The 18,871-nt window shown below is 43.2% G+C and carries 18 protein-coding genes and 2 tRNA genes; 13 read left to right on the forward strand and 7 right to left on the reverse strand.

Annotated elements, in window-relative coordinates:
* Positions 1-320: 320 nt before the first annotated feature.
* Positions 321-1,502 carry a PAS domain-containing sensor histidine kinase gene (locus tag NIASO_RS05525; protein ID WP_245605254.1) on the forward strand — a complete coding sequence of 394 codons (1,182 nt, stop codon included), beginning with the start codon at positions 321-323 and terminating at the stop codon, positions 1,500-1,502.
* A 33-nt stretch (positions 1,503-1,535) separates the two neighbouring features.
* A complete protein-coding gene (locus tag NIASO_RS05530; protein WP_008582779.1) occupies positions 1,536-1,886 on the forward strand; it encodes a response regulator transcription factor in 351 nt (116 codons plus the stop codon).
* A gap of 109 nt (positions 1,887-1,995) precedes the next feature.
* Here NIASO_RS05530 and NIASO_RS05535 read toward each other — a convergent pair whose 3' ends face one another.
* Complete coding sequence (locus NIASO_RS05535; protein WP_008582777.1) at positions 1,996-2,889, reverse strand: helix-turn-helix domain-containing protein; 894 nt, start codon at positions 2,887-2,889, stop codon at positions 1,996-1,998.
* A gap of 156 nt (positions 2,890-3,045) precedes the next feature.
* On the opposite strand from NIASO_RS05535, the gene NIASO_RS05540 reads away from it, so the two are divergent.
* The 7 genes from NIASO_RS05540 to NIASO_RS05570 all read left to right on the forward strand — a co-directional run bounded on the left by NIASO_RS05540 (position 3,046) and on the right by NIASO_RS05570 (position 8,719).
* Positions 3,046-4,029, forward strand: coding sequence for an aldo/keto reductase (locus NIASO_RS05540; RefSeq protein WP_008582775.1), 984 nt, complete (start codon positions 3,046-3,048; stop codon positions 4,027-4,029).
* A 24-nt stretch (positions 4,030-4,053) separates the two neighbouring features.
* Complete coding sequence (locus NIASO_RS05545) at positions 4,054-5,151, forward strand: alpha/beta hydrolase (protein WP_008582773.1); 1,098 nt, start codon at positions 4,054-4,056, stop codon at positions 5,149-5,151.
* A gap of 81 nt (positions 5,152-5,232) precedes the next feature.
* Positions 5,233-5,856 carry a flavodoxin family protein gene (locus NIASO_RS05550; protein WP_008582771.1) on the forward strand — a complete coding sequence of 208 codons (624 nt, stop codon included), beginning with the start codon at positions 5,233-5,235 and terminating at the stop codon, positions 5,854-5,856.
* 69 nt (positions 5,857-5,925) lie between these two features.
* Positions 5,926-6,987 carry an alpha/beta hydrolase gene (locus tag NIASO_RS05555; protein WP_008582770.1) on the forward strand — a complete coding sequence of 354 codons (1,062 nt, stop codon included), beginning with the start codon at positions 5,926-5,928 and terminating at the stop codon, positions 6,985-6,987.
* A gap of 13 nt (positions 6,988-7,000) precedes the next feature.
* The gene (locus NIASO_RS05560; RefSeq protein ID WP_008582767.1) at positions 7,001-7,447 is read left to right on the forward strand and encodes a nuclear transport factor 2 family protein; all 447 of its coding nucleotides are present in this window, start codon (positions 7,001-7,003) and stop codon (positions 7,445-7,447) included.
* 22 nt (positions 7,448-7,469) lie between these two features.
* Positions 7,470-8,207 carry a carboxymuconolactone decarboxylase family protein gene (locus NIASO_RS05565; protein WP_008582765.1) on the forward strand — a complete coding sequence of 246 codons (738 nt, stop codon included), beginning with the start codon at positions 7,470-7,472 and terminating at the stop codon, positions 8,205-8,207.
* 17 nt (positions 8,208-8,224) lie between these two features.
* Positions 8,225-8,719 (forward strand): cupin domain-containing protein, encoded by a 495-nt coding sequence (locus NIASO_RS05570; RefSeq protein ID WP_008582763.1) that lies wholly within the window; start codon positions 8,225-8,227, stop codon positions 8,717-8,719.
* Between the two features lie 115 nt (positions 8,720-8,834).
* Here the strand turns inward: NIASO_RS05570 and NIASO_RS05575 are convergent, their stop codons facing one another.
* From NIASO_RS05575 to NIASO_RS05590, 4 genes are all read right to left on the reverse strand, one after another.
* Positions 8,835-10,208 (reverse strand): site-specific integrase, encoded by a 1,374-nt coding sequence (locus NIASO_RS05575; RefSeq protein WP_008582759.1) that lies wholly within the window; start codon positions 10,206-10,208, stop codon positions 8,835-8,837.
* 196 nt (positions 10,209-10,404) lie between these two features.
* Positions 10,405-10,478, reverse strand: a tRNA-Asp gene (locus NIASO_RS05580).
* Positions 10,479-10,491: 13 nt separating this feature from the next.
* A tRNA-Lys gene (locus NIASO_RS05585) sits at positions 10,492-10,564 on the reverse strand.
* Positions 10,565-10,631: 67 nt separating this feature from the next.
* On the reverse strand, positions 10,632-12,473 hold the full coding sequence (locus tag NIASO_RS05590) for a glycoside hydrolase family 9 protein (RefSeq protein WP_157547203.1): 1,842 nt from the start codon (positions 12,471-12,473) through the stop codon (positions 10,632-10,634).
* 66 nt (positions 12,474-12,539) lie between these two features.
* On the opposite strand from NIASO_RS05590, the gene NIASO_RS05595 reads away from it, so the two are divergent.
* Positions 12,540-13,349, forward strand: a complete 810-nt coding sequence (locus tag NIASO_RS05595; RefSeq protein ID WP_008582756.1) for an SDR family oxidoreductase — start codon at positions 12,540-12,542, stop codon at positions 13,347-13,349.
* A gap of 60 nt (positions 13,350-13,409) precedes the next feature.
* On the forward strand, positions 13,410-14,237 hold the full coding sequence (locus NIASO_RS05600) for an SAM hydrolase/SAM-dependent halogenase family protein (protein WP_008582754.1): 828 nt from the start codon (positions 13,410-13,412) through the stop codon (positions 14,235-14,237).
* Positions 14,238-14,321: 84 nt separating this feature from the next.
* Here NIASO_RS05600 and NIASO_RS05605 read toward each other — a convergent pair whose 3' ends face one another.
* The gene (locus NIASO_RS05605; RefSeq protein WP_008582751.1) at positions 14,322-14,705 is read right to left on the reverse strand and encodes an SET domain-containing protein; all 384 of its coding nucleotides are present in this window, start codon (positions 14,703-14,705) and stop codon (positions 14,322-14,324) included.
* Between the two features lie 289 nt (positions 14,706-14,994).
* Here NIASO_RS05605 and mgtE point away from each other — a divergent pair, with 289 nt between their 5' ends.
* Positions 14,995-16,392 carry a magnesium transporter gene (mgtE, locus tag NIASO_RS05610; RefSeq protein ID WP_008582750.1) on the forward strand — a complete coding sequence of 466 codons (1,398 nt, stop codon included), beginning with the start codon at positions 14,995-14,997 and terminating at the stop codon, positions 16,390-16,392.
* A gap of 90 nt (positions 16,393-16,482) precedes the next feature.
* Here mgtE and NIASO_RS05615 read toward each other — a convergent pair whose 3' ends face one another.
* Entirely contained in the window at positions 16,483-16,713 is a 231-nt protein-coding gene (locus tag NIASO_RS05615) for a DeoR family transcriptional regulator (RefSeq protein WP_008582748.1), read from the reverse strand.
* A 255-nt stretch (positions 16,714-16,968) separates the two neighbouring features.
* Here NIASO_RS05615 and glmS point away from each other — a divergent pair, with 255 nt between their 5' ends.
* On the forward strand, positions 16,969-18,807 hold the full coding sequence (gene glmS, locus NIASO_RS05620) for a glutamine--fructose-6-phosphate transaminase (isomerizing) (RefSeq protein WP_008582746.1): 1,839 nt from the start codon (positions 16,969-16,971) through the stop codon (positions 18,805-18,807).
* Positions 18,808-18,871: the final 64 nt, after the last annotated feature.

Consider the following 18,871-nt stretch of genomic DNA (forward strand, 5'->3'; position numbering starts at 1 on the left):
ACAGGCACTCTTTTTACAAAATCATAGCTCAGATATTATTTTTCATTTTCAAGAGAAAGAAGGGGTAATATTTTCCTCACCAGGAGTCAGCAGGCAGTACTGCGTCAGGGAAGAACAGCATTATAGAAATTAAACTATGCATGAAAAGGCATTACATTTGATTACTATTTCAATAGCTGTTAGGCAGGGCTAAGTACTAAAGAGTTGTTGTTAATATGCATAGAATAGGACTTTCGTTTATAAATTCACGTTCTAACAGGCGTATATTATAGGCACTATAGAGAATTTTTGCACAAAACCTTATTTATGGATTGAAAATTGTGGTTTTGCAAAGATTGTTGGGCTCCCTGGCTCTAAAAGGTTCCCAGCGCTTTACATACATACTTTATAAAATGAATAACCAGAGTTTGGGATTATTAGTAGAAGAGAAACAGGCATTACTGGCAGCGATTGTATCCTCTTCTCAGGATGCAATAATAAGTAAAACCCTGAAGGGTATTATAACAAGTTGGAACCCCGCTGCTGAACGGCTCTTTGGATATTCAGAAAAAGAAGTACTGGGCAAGCACATATCATTGATCATACCAGAAGACCGGATACACGAAGAAGATTTTATCATACAACAAATTTCCAAAGGCTTGCGTTTGGAACATTTTGAAACGATGCGTGTTACCAGCGATGGCAGACAAATCCCTATTTCTCTTACCTTGTCACCGATATTTAATGAGCGCCATGAAATTATTGGAGCATCTAAAATTGTGCGGGATATTTCTGAAAACATTACGGCCAAGCAGGAAAAAGAACAGCTTTATGAGGAGATTAAAATGTTGAACAAAAAAAAAGACGAATTTATCGCACTGGCAACTCATGAACTAAAAACGCCCATCACTTCTTTGCGAGGATTTTTAGAAGTATTACAAAAGAATGTTTCCCCGGAGGGCATTAATTTCAGTTTGCTTGAAAGATGCAGTCGGCAAGTGAATAAATTAATAATGTTACTGAACGATCTTTTGGATGTTTCCCGCGTTCAACTTGGAAAACTTCAGCTTCGTTATGAATACTTTAATATTGTTAGTATGGCAACGGAGGTCCTCTCCAGCTTTATCCACTTTGAAAAACACACCCTCAGCGTTAAAAACAGGGAGCCCATAATCGTTTATGCTGATAGAATTCGACTGGAGCAGGTACTTACAAACCTGGTTAATAATGCAATTAAGTATTCTCCATCAGGAGGAGACGTTGAAATAAAAATATGGGAATCACGTGACAACATTCATTTATCAGTCAGGGACGAAGGCATTGGCATTGATAATGAACATTTGGCTGAAATTTTTAGTCAGTTCTACCGGGCCGTTGATGATCAGTCAAATATTTCCGGGTTAGGAATTGGTTTATATATAAGCAAAGAAATCATTGTTCGACATGGAGGAACAATAGAAGCAAAAAGTCGGAAGGGCGGCGGATCTGTTTTTACCGTTTCACTCCCGCAAAAGAAAGATTAGAAACATTTTATTAAGTAATTTATTTTATTAGGTGTGAAAAAAGATGTTTTAATAATAGAAGATGATGATGATATACGCTATTTGATAGAATATATTCTTAAGGGCGCACTTTATAAGGTTAGAACGGGTACTTCAGCTAAAGACCTGAATGATGCCCTTGCAGTAAAGCTTCCCGATATAATCATACTGGATATTATGCTTCCCGATGGTAATGGTATTGATTTGTGCAAAAAGATAAAAGGAAACGGCTTAACAAACCATATACCAGTGATCATTATGTCGGCATATCAGTTTAGCAATGTAGAAGACGCCTGCGCTGAAGCTTTTATTAATAAACCGTTCGGCATTCATGAAGTTATCACAGCAGTGGAACAGGTTTCTTAAAAATAATGAACTGCTTAATGTCTGATTTTAACAATCTCCTGGAGCCAAACGGTTAGATTTGATACGTAATCATCGTTAATGCTTCAAATAAACGGAAGAACTATCCTCTTCAGTTCATGCTCCTGTATTCATTAGGAGTTACGCCGGTTTTTTGCTTAAATAAGCGAGTAAAATGTTGGGGATATTTAAAGCCCAGCTCATAAGCAATTTGATTAACGGTTTTGCCAGCATCATATATCTTATTCTTTGCTGTATCTATTATTTTATTCTGGATGTATTCCTGGGCCGATTTCCCAGTTTCTTTTTTGATTAAATCTCCAAAGTAGTTGGCAGACAAATGCAGTTCGCCGGCACAATAAGCAACCGAAGGTAACCCGATCAGCTGCGTTTTTTCAGAGACAAAGTAACTGTTTAGCAATTCTTCAAATTTTTCCAGTATGCCCCGGTTAACATTTTCGCGGGTAATAAATTGCCGGTCGTAAAACCGGGTACAATAGTTTAAAAACAGCTCAATGTTGGAAGCGATCAGCGTTTTGCTATGCTTATCGATGGACTGGCTTAATTCATAAGTAATTTTATCAAAACATTCAAGTACAATCTTCTTCTCCCGTTCAGACAGATGAAGTGCTTCATTTGTTTGGTAAGAAAAAAAGCTGAACTCATTCATTCGCTTGCCAAGCGGCGTATTTAGTAGCAGATCCGGGTGGAAGGTCAGCGCTGTTCCTGTAGGCTGATACACTTCGGGGTTCGTTACATCGATTACCTGGCCGGGAGAAAAAAACACCAAAGTTCCTTCCTGGTAGTCATAATAATGATTACCATACCGGATATCTCCGCACTTTATGTTCTTGAGTACAATACAAAAAATATTAAAGGTCATCCGGTGGCCGGACCTGGGGTCTGCCATAGAAAGATCCACAATGTTTACCAGCGGATGTAAGGTGGGGTTATTGTTGAAGACATTATAGTCGTGAACGGTATTAAAGGTGATTGCTCTTTCCATATCCTTGTTTTCTAATGTAAAAGTACAAACTCCCTGATAACAGAAGCTTTTCCTCACTTCCAATCAGTAATAATGGTAGTAAAACCAGTAATCTGTATACCAACTGCCTCATTTTCAGATCGGAACTTTGCACTATTCAATTAAAAAGCACAAAAAATGAAAAAAAGATTTTTGGGAAATAGCGGACTGGAAGTATCTGCATTAGGTTTAGGGTGTATGGGGCTAACATTTGGTTATGGGCCTGCTACAGCAGAAGCTGATGCCCTCTCCCTGATCAGGAAAGCTTACGATCTGGGCGTTACCTTTTTTGATACCGCCGAAGCCTATAGTCAGGGAGGAAATGAAGTTCTTTTAGGGAAAGCGGTGCAATCTTTCAGAGACCAGGTTGTAATTGCCACAAAATTTGGTTTCAAAGACGGGGATTCATCCAAGGGACTGGACAGCCGTCCGGAACGTATACGTCAGGTGGCGGAAAATTCATTGAGGTATTTGAATACGGATTATATCGATCTTTTTTACCAACACAGAGTAGACCCGGATGTGCCCATCGAAGAAGTTGCCGGAACCATCGGAGACTTGATCAAAGAAGGTAAGATTCGGTATTGGGGGCTATCAGAAGCCGGAGTGGAAACCATCCGCAAAGCGCACGCTGTGCAACCGGTTGCCGCCTTACAAAGCGAATATTCATTATTCTACCGTGAACCCGAAACAGCGATCATCCCCACGCTCGAAGAGCTGGGTATTGGTTTTGTACCGTTCAGTCCATTGGGCAAAGGGTTTTTAACTGGGGCTATTGATGAAAACACAAAATTCGATCCATCTGATTTCAGGAACATCGTTCCCCGTTTTTCTGAAGAAAACCGGAAAGCCAACCAGGCCTTGGTAGATCTGTTGAAAGCCATTGCTGCTGAAAAGCAGTCCACACCTGCGCAAATAGCATTAGCATGGTTACTGGCTCAAAAAACCTGGATTGTCCCCATTCCGGGCACAACAAAAATGCACCGGTTGCAGGAAAATGTAGGGGGTGCTGATATTCACTTGAATAATAGCGAATTGGCGGGTATCGGTGAAGCGCTGAAAGATATCGAAATTGTAGGGGCAAGGTATCCTGAACATTTACAAAAACGGGTAGGAAAATAAAATTGTATAGTAACTATTAATAAAATGAAAAGGAAAACAGCAGATTATAAACAAATGGGCAAACAGCGATCTGGTATTTATTTATTGGTAATTCTTGTATTTGGCATTGCATCTTGTGTGTCAACGAAACCACATTCAAGTGGCAATTTGATCATTAAAGAGCAAGGGGCGTTTTCGGCAGGTGGTACGGTGGTTAAAAGTGAAGGTGAATTCGATGCCTTAAAACCGTGGAATGTGCAGCAGGGCGGGCAAACCCGGCATGGCGACCATGCTGATGTTTTTTACCAGATTCCTGAAAATGCAAAACGCTATTCAATGGTATTCCTACACGGCTATGGTCAATCCCGCCGCAGTTGGCAAACTACTGCCGATGGCAGAGAGGGCTTTGCTGATATTTTCTTGCGAAAAGGATATGGAGTTTATCTTGTTGACCAGCCGGGCCGCGGCGATGCAGGACAAACCACAAAGCCGGGACAAATCACAGCAACACCTGATGACCAAACCTGGTTTACGCAATTTCGTATAGGTTTGTATCCCAGTTTTAACGAAGGTGTACAATTTCCAAAAGACGAAAAATCGTTGGATCAGTTTTACCGGATGATGACGCCTAACACCGGAAATGTAGATGAATCAACTATCGTCAATGCCATGTCGGCCGTTTTTGATAGAACGGGTGATGGCATCTTGTTTACCCATTCCGCCGGCGGTTCTCCCGGTTGGAAAACGGCTATCCAAAATAGCCGGGTAAAGGCCATCGTAGCCATAGAGCCGGGCGGATTTACTTTTCCCGAAGGCGAAGTTCCTGAAGGTAATCGTGGTGGTAAAGGTGTGCCGCTTAACGAGTTTTTGAAATTAACCAAAATACCTATCGTGGTTTACTACGGCGACTATATACCCAAAGAAGAAACCAACGCGGCTTCGCTTAACTTTTGGCGTAATGTGCTGGCCACTGCAAGGCAATGGGCAAAAGTTGTAAACGCGCATGGCGGTGACGCTACCATTGTTCATTTGCCGGAAATAGGGATTAGGGGCAATACACATTTCATCATGTCAGATTTGAATAATGGTCAAATCGCCGACCAGTTATCCAAATGGTTACAACAAAAAGGACTGGATAAGTAATATTGGTAGTAATTCCAGTAATCCGTCTACCATAAAACTTCTTTGTCCTTTAGAACTTTGTATCATTAAATGACAGCAGAAATGAAGCGGGTTAAATTATACGGGTTATTACTAAACATTTTTCTTTTAATGCTCACCTCCTGTTCAGGGGCGGAAGCACTGGCATCTGAGAAAGAAAACCCTTTAACTGAAAAAGGCGAATTACCGAAAGATAAAAAAGTGCTGATCGTTTACTTATCAAGAACAAAAAACACCAAAGCCGTAGCCGAAATAATTCATAAAAAAACAGGTAGCGACCTGGTGGCGCTGGAATTAAAAACGCCATACCCCGCCGATTATAAAAAAACGGTAGATCAGGTGGCCAGAGAAAACGAAACGGGGTTTTTGCAGCCACTAAAAACAACTATTGATAGCATTGAAAAATACGATGTAGTTCTTATAGGCTTTCCTACCTGGAGTATGCAATTACCTCCACCTATGAAAAGCTTTTTAAAGCAATATGACCTGAGTGGGAAAACAGTAGTTCCTTTTAATACCAATGCCGGATACGGTGTTGGCAGCAGCTTTGAAACGGTAAAGCAGCTTTGCCCGAAGAGTAAAGTTCTGGAAGGCTTTTCTACCAAAGGCGGTATAGAAAGAGACGGGATTTTATTTGTGATGCAAGGTGACAAAGAAAAGCAGGTACAGGGAGAGGTAAAAAAATAGTTAAGCAAAATAGACTTAGTAAAATGATAAATAATAAATGTGTTAACGCTTCAAAAGGATAAATATAAAATGAAAAAATTAACATCAATAATCGCAATAGCAACGTCACTCGCTGCTACTGATATGGCAAATGCGCAATCTACAGAAAAGAGGTATCAACAAAACCCCTTTACATTGGTATATGAGGGGGCAATAACGAAGAATGAAAAAGGGAAAGTAAATATTCACCCTGTAACCTATAAGCTGAACGGGATCGATATAGCAGCGAATATTTATACACCAGCCAATTATGATACTTCAAAGAAATATCCGGCGGTAGCGGTAGCGCATCCTAACGGAGGTATAAAAGAACAAACTGCCGGGTTATATGCCCAGCGCCTGGCAGAAAACGGATATATCACTATTGCTGCGGATGCTGCGTACCAGGGGGCGAGTGGCGGAGAGCCGCGCCATACAGACAAACCTCAATACCGGACTGAAGATATTCGTGGTATGGCTGACTTTATTGGCCAGTATGCAGGGGTTGATGCCAACCGCCTGGGTGTTTTGGGTATTTGCGGTGGTGGTGGTTATACACTGAAAGCTGCCCAATCGGATAAACGGTTTAAAGCTGTAGCAACATTGAGCATGTTTAATTCCGGTGAGGTGAGACGCAACGGGTTTCAGAATTCGCAATTAGCTACCATACAGGAACGTTTAAAACAAGCTTCAGGTGCGCGTGCGCAGGAGGCAGCCGGGGGTAAAATGCTGTATTCGGGAGTAGCGAGCATTACAGATGAGGACATTGCCAAAACCCCGACCGATCTGTATCGGGAAGGATTTGAATACTATTACAGAACCTATGCACATCCCAATTCAACCTTTTTGTACACCACGAGCAGCTTAATGGACCTGATGAGCTGGGATGCTACCGATCAGATTGAATTAATCAACCAGCCCCTCTTAATGATGGCGGGAAGTAAGGCCGATACAAAATACATGACAGATGAAGCGTTTAAAAAAGCAACAAATGCAAAAAACAAAGAATTATTTCTGATTGATGGCGCTACTCATATACAAACCTATTGGAAGCCGGAATATGTAAATAAGGCAGTTAATAAACTGGTTGATTTTTTTGGCAAGAATCTATAAAATCATTTTCAGTATGAAAAAAATAATACTTGGGCTGTTTTTAGCTATTGCAGGTACACAATGGTCAGCCGCACAAAATTCCACCGCAGACCAGGAAATTATTAAGCTATCCAGGGAAAAGTGGCGGTGGATGGCAGATAAAAATGTTGCCGTTCTGGACAGCCTTTTTGATGAGAAATCTATGTTTGTTCATATGGGCGGCTCCTGGGGAAAGCAGCGGGAACTTGAAACAATTAAAAGCGGCGGCATCTGGTATAAGAAAGCAGATATTCACGAGGTATCCGTGAAAGTAATTAATAATACGGCCATTCTTTTAAATAGAATAGACCTGTTGGCTGTTGTAGGTGGCAATGAAGTAACGAACCCGTTTATGGTCACCGAGATTTATGTAAAACAGAACGGCAATTGGAAATTAGGTGTATTATCGTTTACCAGGCTATTGACTCCCAGCGGCAGATAAAGCCATGGAAAACTTTTGAGGCATGAAAACAATTAAACTATTTATAGCACTGGCAATTGTATTAAGTATTGCTCCCTTTGCGTTAAAAGCACAGGACGATCCGGAAAAAAGAGCAACCTTGCCCCGCAGAGAACAAAGCATTATCAGGATAGCTACGGTTACGGCCAAAGGGGACTTGTTAAAGCTAAAAACTGAACTCAATACCGGCTTAGATGCAGGGTTAACTGTCAATCAGATAAAGGAAGTCCTTGTTCATTTATATGCCTATGCCGGGTTCCCGCGCAGCCTTCGCGGACTACAGACATTTATAGCCGTATTGGATGAACGGAAAGCAAAGGGAATTAATGATATTATAGGTCCGAAAGCATCACCGATCCGTAGTGAGCATAGCAAGTATGAACGGGGAAAAGCAATTCTTGAAAAATTAACCGGCGTACCAGAAGCAGGACCCAAAACAGGTTATGCTGCTTTTGCTCCCGAAATAGAGATCTTCCTCAAAGAACATCTGTTTGCTGATATTTTTGAACGTGATGTACTTACCTATGTCGAGCGGGAATGGGTAACAGTATCAGTGCTTAGCAGTATCGGAGGCGTAGAACCCATGTTGCGCTCACACTTGAATATCTGTCTGAATGTGGGAATAGCACCTGACCAGTTGCAGCAATTCACAGAAGTTATTAAGCAAACGATTGGCAGAAAAGAAGCCAGGAATGCAAAGAAGGTGGTGGACGAGGTGTTGAAGAATAAGAGTAAAGAATAAGTATTTAAACGGTAATAATGAAAAGAATAAATTTTAAAGGACATTTCTTATTGGTGTTTTGCGTTGTTGCGGGTATACTCTCGTGCAGTGAAACCAAAGAAAAATCTCAGGAAAATACAAATGCGTATATCATTTTCCCAAAGGGTGAAAAGATCTCCAATAATAATTTTACCGGGACGGCCTGGCTAAAGACGCTGGTAAACGCGGATAGCGTCAACCAGATAGCAGTGGGCAGTGTTACTTTTGAGCCCGGAGCCAGAACCAAATGGCATTCTCACCCCGCGGGTCAGATAATCCTGGCACTGGACGGAATTGGGTATTACCAGGAAAAGGGTCAGCAAAAGAAAGTGTTACGAAAAGGGGATGTTATAAAATGTTCGCCTGATATTCCGCATTGGCACGGTGCCAGCGTTGATACCGCGTTTGTACAGGTAGCAATAACCGGCAGGGAAAAGGGAGAAACCGTTTGGCTGGAATTTGTAACTGATAAAGAATATAATTCTCGGCTATAAAAACTTAATACACTAAGGCAGCTACCTAAGATTATATTGGAGCAAAGCACATTATAGACCTACGCTGGCCTAAAGTAACCTGCTGTCGAAGAGCTACCTCTTTCGTCCTTAATTTTTAATTATACTGCAATTCCATTTCAGTTACCGACTCTTTTATCAATTTCATATCATTTCGGGCCAACCACAATTCTTTAATTTTATTGGCCGCTTCTTCAGGTGTAATGCGGATATATTTGTAAAAATCCTTTGTTCTTTTGTGACCACTTATTTTCATAATGAGTTCAACAGGTGTGCCGGCTAAAAACTCGTTAGTACAAAAAGAACGGCGTGCAGTATGAGATGTGATCCAGTCATATTTTGGCCTGGTAATCGTTATGGTTTGATTCCCTTTTTTGTAGGAAAATTTTACTATTTGGATAATCCCTGCAAGTTTTCCAATAGTCTTGATATGCCTGTTAAATTCAGGATTTGTCAACTCGGGAATGCGGTCGCGGAATTGACGGGTAAAAATCAATTTAGCCTCGTGCCGTAAAGGAATAATCACCCAATGATCGGATTTCTCCTGCTTTTTATAAAGCATATCCCGTTGCAGATCCTCAGGTCGCAGGGTAGAAAAATCTGAAAATCGCAGTCCAGTTAGGCAGGCTAATACAAACAGATCTCGGTACTCAATAAGATATGGATGCTCTGATAAGTCCGTTTGATAGATCTTGGCGATTTCCTCATAAGTCAGATATATAGCATCACTTTCTTCCTCCGGTATTTTAAAATCAGAAAGATCGATTGGCTTAACAATTTTTCGTTTAGCCCTGTCTTTAATAAACCCCCGGAGATGCTTGATCGTTTTTCCAATGGTGTTTAATTTTAGCCCGGTCTGCACCGTTTTTCTGCGGATATGTATATGTTCAAAGGTCAGGTAGTCTACAAAATCTTCGTAAAAGCTAAAATCGAAGCTATCAAAGGATATTTCCTGCCCCCGGAACGCCTCAAAGGCGAGCAAATGGGACTTTACATTGCCATAAACGGTAAGGGTGGCTTTACTTACTTTCCTTTTCTTGGATTTTATGTACTCATCAAATTGATAGTATACATTTATTCGATTCTTTTTCTCAGTTTCCTGCTGTTCTGCTGCCTCTTTTTCTTTTGTCTCAATATCGTTAAAGTCAAACGTTGGCGAAAAATGCGTCTTTGCAAATTGGGCGCGAGCTTCAAGTGGAATTTTCTTTAACCCTGCATAGGTTACAATGTCTTCGACAATTTTTTTTAGCCTCTTTAGTTCATCATTGAGCTCATTGTAATCTCCATGATTTGCAGGAAGCCGTTCACTAATACAGCGACCTGCTTTATCCCAATAGGTAGGAGGTATTTTAACATCCGTTCCAAACAAAGGTTTCTGGCTTTCATTGCAGCAGTACTGAACAAAAATGGAACAGGTTCCATCAGCATGAACCTGGCCTGTGCGACAAATTAACTTAACTGGGAGTGCCATAGCTTGAACAATTTTATTGACTCCGGTAGCCTAAATTTTTAGTCTACTTTTAGTCTACTTTTTTAAATTGTTAAGCTGTTTTAAAGGTAGTAAGGAATTTTAGAGAGTTCTGTTATTAGAACCTGAAAGTCAGCCTCTTGAAAGTAAAGTGGGGTAAAAAGCAAAAAGGATCATCATTGCTGATAATCCTTTTTTGCGGACCGGACGGGACTCGAACCCGCGACCTCCGCCGTGACAGGGCGGCATTCTAACCAACTGAACTACCGATCCTTTAGCCCTCTAGTGATCCCGCTGGGACTCGAACCCAGGGCCCATACATTAAAAGTGTATTGCTCTACCAACTGAGCTACGGAATCAACTGTGTTCCCGATTTGGGAGTGCAAAAATAGGGTTCTCAATTTATTACGCCAAAAAAAAATCGAACTATTTCTTAAATATTTTTACGGCAGCCGGTCCGTTATATACTCTTTTGACAGTAACGATTGAATCAACGCATCCAGCCTGTAATTTGGATAGATAATAACTGAGACTTGCGGTACCGTCCATCGTGGGCTCATTGCTGGAGTAGTCGCCAAAATCATCATGATAAATGACCAGGGGCGACTGAAAGGCAGCGAAGGCATCTTCCTTATATAATTTTATGCCGATCAGTTTATTCCAGATGCTGCCATAGATCGGCCCGTCTACCAGGCCACCGGAAATTTTATAATGCCCGATATGAGTAAAGGCCGAGTGCGGATCTTTGGGCGCTATACCGCTTTCAGGCAGGTCCACGATCATGCTCGTTCCCCAGGGATTGCAACCAAACAACCAATCGCGCATAGCTGCTTCCAGTTCCTCATACTGCCGGTCGCCGGAGGCTTCCTTATATAAACTTAATTGGGTAAGCAAGCCTACCGTAAGATTGTTTGAGCACCAGATAAAGGGTACCCCCATTAAAAACGGATTGCCGGCTCCCCTTTTTTTCACCCGCTCGATGCCCTGCTGCATAAAAGAGCGGTATTCCGCTGCATGCGCCGGTTGCCGGGAGCCCCAGTAATGTCCCAGGTTCACAAAAGGATACCATTGATAATGGTGAGCTGTATCGGCGCCCATCCAGGGGGTAACCGGCTCCTTACGCGCATACGCCATAGCATCCTCCAGGTATCGGGGTTGCGGGTCTGTTTTATAAAGCGTTTGCGCCGCCAGTTCCATATCATCTACCCAGTTATCTTCTTCATAAAAATAAGGCGCCCCAAAGGGGATCGTTTGCGTAGTGCCGGGATATTTTTGTCCGAAGGCATAGGCCGCTTTTGCTTTGGGAACCAATGAAGCAGCAAACACCGGGTCATAGGCTTTTAATACCTGTGCGCCCAGTGCAAAGGCTGAAGCAAACTTCCCGGCACTTGAAGCAACGCCGGTGGTCCTGTTTTTATATTTGGGTCCCTGCGGTTGGCCGGTAATAAAATAGACGGGACGGCTCAAACCCATATTGGGTGCATATCTCGTGGTATCTTTATTGGGCAACCGCAGGCCTTTGTGATCGCGGTCGTCTGCGATCTGGTTATAATATTCTTCTTTCCCCGGATTCATTTTCACCATCCATTCCAGCCCCCAACGGGCTTCATCGAGCACGTCAGGGATTCCATTCTTTCCTTTACGACCGCTGGCGTCATATTCGTCCGCAAAGCTTCCGGGATTCATCGCATAAGCAAATAATAACTGGTAGGTAGCATTTGCAGACGTAGGCAGGTATTGCAGGTAGTCCGATGCATCGTGCCACCCGCCCGCAACATCTATCCTCGTAGAATCCTTTCGCGGGTTCTTATGATATACGATGAATCCATCCTCCGTATGGCAACTGTCGTCCAGGAACGGGTTGTATTTAGTACGCTGCTGCCGCATGTATTGCAAAATAAAATCGGCAGTACCATCATATATAGTATTACTGATCGCAAATACCGGCGACTGTACTGCTCCTGCCTTTATATAATATTTTCCGGGTTTATGAAATGCTGAAAAGTTGAGCCGGAATCCTTTTTTAAAAGCCGCATAGGCGCCAAATGTGTTAATCCGTGTACCCTTGAAAACCGTTTTTTGGGTAGCCGCCTCCACAACCGAAAACTCCGCTACATTAAGGTCTTCTTTAGTAACCAGCACGGCTACTTTTATATCGCCTTCCGTATAGCCCAGTTGGTTGATACGGATCCAGGCCTGTGCGCGTGCGCAATAAACGCCTGCAAGAAATATTCCTATGCACAGGTTTTTCTTCAAAGAAGCTTTCATAATTGGCATTAAAATCAATTTTTTAATATTTTCTAAGTAGGTTTGTTGAAATATTTCAACAGCAGTATGCAAGAGTATTACAAAGATAAGGTGGTAGTGGTTACGGGGGGAACGGACGGCATTGGCCGGGGTCTTGTTGAGGTGCTTTTAAAATTTGGAGCAAAGGTGGCTACCTGCGGGCGCAATCATGATAAATTATATGCCCTCCAGGCAGCGCATCCCTCCTCCTTCCTGCATACATTGGTTGCCGATGTCAGCATTGAAGCCGAGTGCCAACGTTTTATCGAATCTACTGCTGCTGTTTACGGTCGTATCGATATCCTGATCAATAATGCCGGCATCAGCATGCGGGGGCTTTTTAAGGACCTTGACATCAGCGTTATAAAAAAATTAATGGATGTCAATTTTTATGGTGCGGTCTTTTGCACCAAGGCGGCCCTTCCCTGGCTGATCCAATCCCAGGGCACTATAGTAGGCATTTCTTCCATTGCCGGTTACCGGGGGTTGCCGGGCAGAACGGGTTATTCATCCAGCAAATTTGCGCTGCAGGGATTTTTAGAATGCCTGATGACCGAACTGAAAGACGACAAAGTGCATGTAATGTGGGTGAGCCCCGGATTTACAGCATCCGGCATACGGGATAATGCGCTGGACAGCAATGGGGAGAAACAAAAAGAAAATCCGATGGATGAAGGTAAGATGATGACGGCAGAACAGGCAGCCAACCGGATCCTTAAGGCAGTGAAAGATAAAAAAAGAACAATAGTAATGACAGGAACCGGAAAAGAAACAGTGTTCCTGAATAAATTCCTTCCTTCGCTGGCCGATAAACTGGTGCACCGGTTTTATTTCAAGAATAAACAATTGATAAAATAAGCCCGGATCGTTAATTTGCAACACTCATAATAAAACATAAAGGAATCTATTGGTCAGGCAATGAATTTTGTAACACTAACATCAGATATCGGTTATCAGGATTACCTGGTGGGAGCTATTAAAGCACAGTTGTTACAGATCGGTGCCGATATCAGTCTGGTCGATATCTCCCACAATATCACGCCCTTCAATTTTCCGCAAGCATCCTACGTGTGCCGCGGCGCTTTCAAAAATTTCCCGGAATTTACCTTTCACCTGATCCTGGTAAACCTTTTTGGATCCAAACCCGAAAACCTGCTGGTCGCCTTTCATAAGAACCAATACATTATTTGTGCTGATAACGGATTATTGAATATGATCCTTGAAGAGCGGCCGGATATTATTATCGGCATCCCGCTAAATAAAAAAGCTGTTAAGAATACGTTGTATATTACCGGGATCATCGCCCAAACCGTTGAACGACTAATGAACGGGGAATCCATCCAGAAAATCGGGGTTCCGGATTTTAATTTCCGGGAAAAAAATCCGCTGCAGCCGGTGGTGGACGCGGGTTATATGGAGGGGCAAATCATCTTTATTGATAATTTTGAAAATGTCATTGTAAATATCACACGCAAACAATTTGAAGAACATCGTAACGGGCGTAATTTTCGTATCGTATTTAAACGCGATGAAGTAATTGATAAGATCAGCGAATCGTATGCAGATGTGCGCGAGGGCGATAAACTGGCCCTTTTTAACAGCGCCGATTACCTGGAGATCGCCATCAATAAAGGCAATGCCGCCGGTCTTTTCGGACTGAAAGGTTTTTCAGACAAGGCCAGCCAGTCTTCCAATATTATGCAAAACCAGTTGCTTTACCAGACAGTGCGGATTTATTTTGAATAGGAACGAATCATAGTACATAGCTCATGGTTAATAGTGCCGACTATAAACTATGATCCATCAACTATTGACTATTCACTATTCACTTCACTTCGTTTCAAACCACACCTGCTTATCCGAATCCCAGCTACCGCCATAATTGATAAAAAGCTCCTCTCCTGCGGCAATATCCCTTACCGTTTTTATTTGTATGGAGTTGGTTTCATAGTCCATTTCATATTCGCAGTTACTAAGGAAAGAATGATTATAAACAGGTACCCAACCAAGGGCCATGGCACATCGGTTGCCATCAAATCCCCATTCAAAAATATAATCATGCAACAGTGTTTGGTCCAGGAGTTTGCGTTCCCGGGCCGACATAACAATTGCCGGGGCGATCTCGATGACCGAACCCGCAGTAATGGGAGCGTTGGTAAAAACCCCCTTCCCCATTTGCGCTGTTGCAGCGATGTATAAACAAGGGGCTATCATTAATGCTGTTTTTACAAAAATAACGGACTGAAGACACATAACCGCAAGGATGCAAAGAGAGGGTCGCACAGATTCCGCAGACTTACACAGATTTTAAATGGCTTCTATGCCAATCCCTGCACCGTTGCTCCTTTCCGTCTTTGTAAGAAACGGCAACCGCCGCACCATTGCTCCGCCACATCGCTGCGTGGAACACTACCCGCGAATGCCTCCGTGTATTTTGAGCCATATAAAGATTAATTTTCCGATTCTTTGTCTCCAAAGAAAATGATCTTCGTACTTTTGGCACATGGCTTTTGAAGAGGAAGAAGATAAAGCATTAATTGACTCATTTCAGGAGGTTATTGCCACCGAGGATAAACTGGAAATCAAAAAATTTTTAGATGCCCAGAATATTACCGACGTGGTGGCACTCATTTATGAGCAGCCGGAATATGAGAGCCAGATCATAGCAAATATGTCGGTGCATCGGGCTGCCAGCGTTTTTAAGCTTTTGGAAACCAGCAATCAAAAGAGCATTATACAGGAGCTGCCGCCCAATAAAACGGCAGAGTTGCTTAACGACCTTCCGGCGGATGACCGTACCGACTTCCTGGAGGAATTGCCGGCGAATGCCGTAAGAGAGCTAATCAAACTTTTAGATCCGGAGGAACGCAAAATCACGCTGTCCCTCCTGGGGTACCCGGAAAACAGTATCGGGCGTTTGATGAACCCCGATTATGTTTATGTATACCCCTACAATACCGTTGCCGAAGTCTTTGATACCATACGGAAATACGGTAAAAACAGCGAAGCCATAAACGTGTTGTATGTGATCAACCGTAAAGGCGAATTACTGGACGACATACGTATCGGGGAATTTATTCTGAGTGCGCCGGACACCAAGGTTTCCGAGCTGATGGACGAACGAAAGGTCATCTCCCTGAATGCCTATGACGATCAGGAAACCGCCGCCGAAGTGTTTAAAATGAATAACCGCATCGCCTTGCCGGTTGTTACGGAAGAGGATAAACTGCTGGGTATTGTAACCATTGACGATATCCTGTGGGTAACGACCGAAGAGTATAGTGAGGATATGCAAAAGATGGGGGGTACCCAGGCTTTTGAAGAGCCCTATCTTGACATCGCGCTGTTAAAACTTTATAAAAAAAGGGTCGGCTGGCTGATCATCCTTTTCCTGAGCGAAATGCTTACGGCTACTGCGATGCAGCATTTTGAAGCCGAGATCGAAAAAGCAGCCCTGCTGGCCATATTCATTCCATTGATCATGAGCAGTGGCGGCAACAGCGGCTCCCAGGCTTCCACCCTCATTATACAGGCGATGACCCTGGGAGAAGTGACTATAAAAGACTGGTGGCGCATTATGCGGAGGGAGATACTCTCCGGCCTGATGCTGGGCACCACGCTGGGCACCATCGGGTTTATCCGCATCTCGATCTGGCAGCACCTGCACCTCTATGATTATGGGGAGCACTGGATGCTGGTAGGCTTAACCATCTTTTTTACTTTAATGGGCATCGTTTTATGGGGAAGCCTTATCGGCTCTATGCTCCCGGTTATTTTGAAACGATTGCGGCTGGACCCTGCCACTTCCTCTGCACCTTTTGTAGCCACGCTGGTGGATGTCACCGGCATCATCATTTATTTTTCAGTAGCCTATATAGTTCTCAAAGGAACCTTGCTGTAGGATAGTAAAATATTAAAAGTAAAACGCGAGAAACTCACACCTGCCGCTTCACGTCTCACGATCCTACCTACCTTTACTATTAAAATAATGCTACAATTTTTTCCCATTGCTTTTAATACAACGTTCCAACACTTCATTAAAATCCGCGGGCAAAGCGCCTCCATGTACTTTTACCACTAATTCTTTTTCAGCAAGCTCTTGTAAATCCCTGCGTATAGTATCCGGCGAAACCTGCATCTCTGTTGCCAGTTCAGCCACCAGCACACGGTGTTTATGCTTCAGATCTTTCAAAATATGTGCATGGCGTTCTTCTTTAAACATATGCCCTCACTTTATATATAAAGACGTTGTATTTACAAAATGTTACACTTCTATTCTGGCCGCTTTACCTAAATGGTATTTTTTTTAATCGAATTGCGCAATCGTTTGCACATTTTTTTACTTACTTTGCGTCCCATTAATAAAAACAGGAAAAACAACGCATTCTTTATTGGCTTTGTTCTGACGTGACGACCGATACCGGCAGGAATTTTGATCAGGAAAGATGTTGTACTAATAATTAAAACAATTGATATTATGTGCGGAATTGTTGGATATACAGGGCAAAAACAAGCTTATCCGATTATTGTAAAAGGATTAAAAAGACTGGAATACAGGGGCTACGACAGTGCAGGAGTTGCTATTCTGGACAGCGATCATTTAAAGCTTTACAAAAAGAAAGGAAAGGTTGCCGACCTGGAAGAGGCCATCGGAACAAAAAATGTACAGGGCACCACCGGCATCGGGCATACCCGCTGGGCTACACATGGAGAACCGAGCGACCGGAATGCGCACCCGCATATTTCCCGGAGCGGCACGATAGCCATGATCCACAATGGCATCATTGAAAATTATGCGCAGCTTAAAGGAGAATTGCTAAAAAAGGGTTATACTTTTTCAAGCGATACAGATACCGAAGTGCTTTTAAATTTTATTGATGAAATCAAAACTCAAAACAACTGCACGTTAGAAGAAGCCGTACGCATTGCGTTGAAACGCGTAACCGGCGCTTATGTTATTTTATTGATCGAAACCGCAAACCCGGATACGATCATTGCGGCCCGTAAAGGTAGCCCCCTGGTGATTGGCGTGGGCAAGAACGAGCACTTCCTTGGTTCTGACGCCTCCCCCATGCTGGAATACACTAAAGAGGTGGTTTATATCAACGACTATGAACTGGCCATTGTAAAGCCCGATCAACTGATCCTCAAAAACCTCGGGAATGAAATTATTACACCCTATGTGCAAAAACTGGATATAGAACTTGCGGCTATCGAAAAGGGCGGTTTTGATCATTTTATGCTAAAGGAAATTTTTGAACAACCCCAAACCATATTTGATTGCATGCGCGGACGCCTCAATTCACAGGCGGGTACTATCACCATGGCAGGCATTCAGCAACATGCAGACCAGATCATAAACGCCAGCCGCATTGTGATCATCGCCTGCGGCACCAGTTGGCATGCGGGTTTGGTGGCCGAATATATTTTTGAAGAGCTCTGCCGTATCAATGTTGAAGTGGAATACGCCTCTGAGTTCCGCTACAGGAATCCTGTTATTAACAAAGGGGATGTGATCCTGGCGGTGAGCCAGAGCGGCGAAACGGCCGACACCCTGGTTGCCATAGAAACAGCAAAAGAAAAAGGCGCCTTGATTTTAGGAGTAGTTAATGTAGTAGGCTCCTCCATCTCCCGGACCAGTCATGGCGGCGCCTACACCCACGCCGGTCCGGAGATCGGTGTTGCCTCCACCAAAGCATTTACCGCACAACTAGTAGTGCTTACCCTTATTGCACTAAAAGTGGCCTATATGAAAGGGGCCATCAACGACAGCCGGTATAAAGGCCTGCTGGCCGAATTAGACCTTATCCCTGAAAAAGTAGCGTGGGTATTGAACCACCATGAGCAGATAAAATCAATCGCAGAAAAATATAAAGACGCCCGCGACTTCCTGTATCTGGGCCGCGGCTATAATTTTCCCGTTGCCCTGGAAGGCGCATTAAAGTTGAAAGAAATTTCTTATATCCACGCAGAAGGTTACCCCGCAGCGGAAATGAAACACGGCCCCATCGCCCTGGTAGACGAGCAACTTCCTGTAGTAGTGGTGGCTACCAAAGATCAGTATCACGAAAAAGTGGTGAGCAATATCCAGGAAATTAAAGCCCGAAAAGGAAAAGTGATCGGTATTATTACCGAAGGGGATGAAACCAGTGCGGCACTCTGTGATGATGTGATCAGCGTTCCGGAAGCCGACGAAATTGTGGCGCCGATGTTATCCGTTGTCCCCCTGCAATTGCTCTCTTATTTCATAGGGGTGGCAAAAGGATGCAATGTGGATCAACCAAGAAATCTTGCAAAAAGCGTAACAGTTGAGTAAAGAATGTGAAAATTTGGGAATTTGAAAATATGAAAATTTAACCACGCACACAGCATCCAGTATC

Source organism: Niabella soli DSM 19437 (assembly GCF_000243115.2).
GTDB lineage: Bacteria > Bacteroidota > Bacteroidia > Chitinophagales > Chitinophagaceae > Niabella > Niabella soli.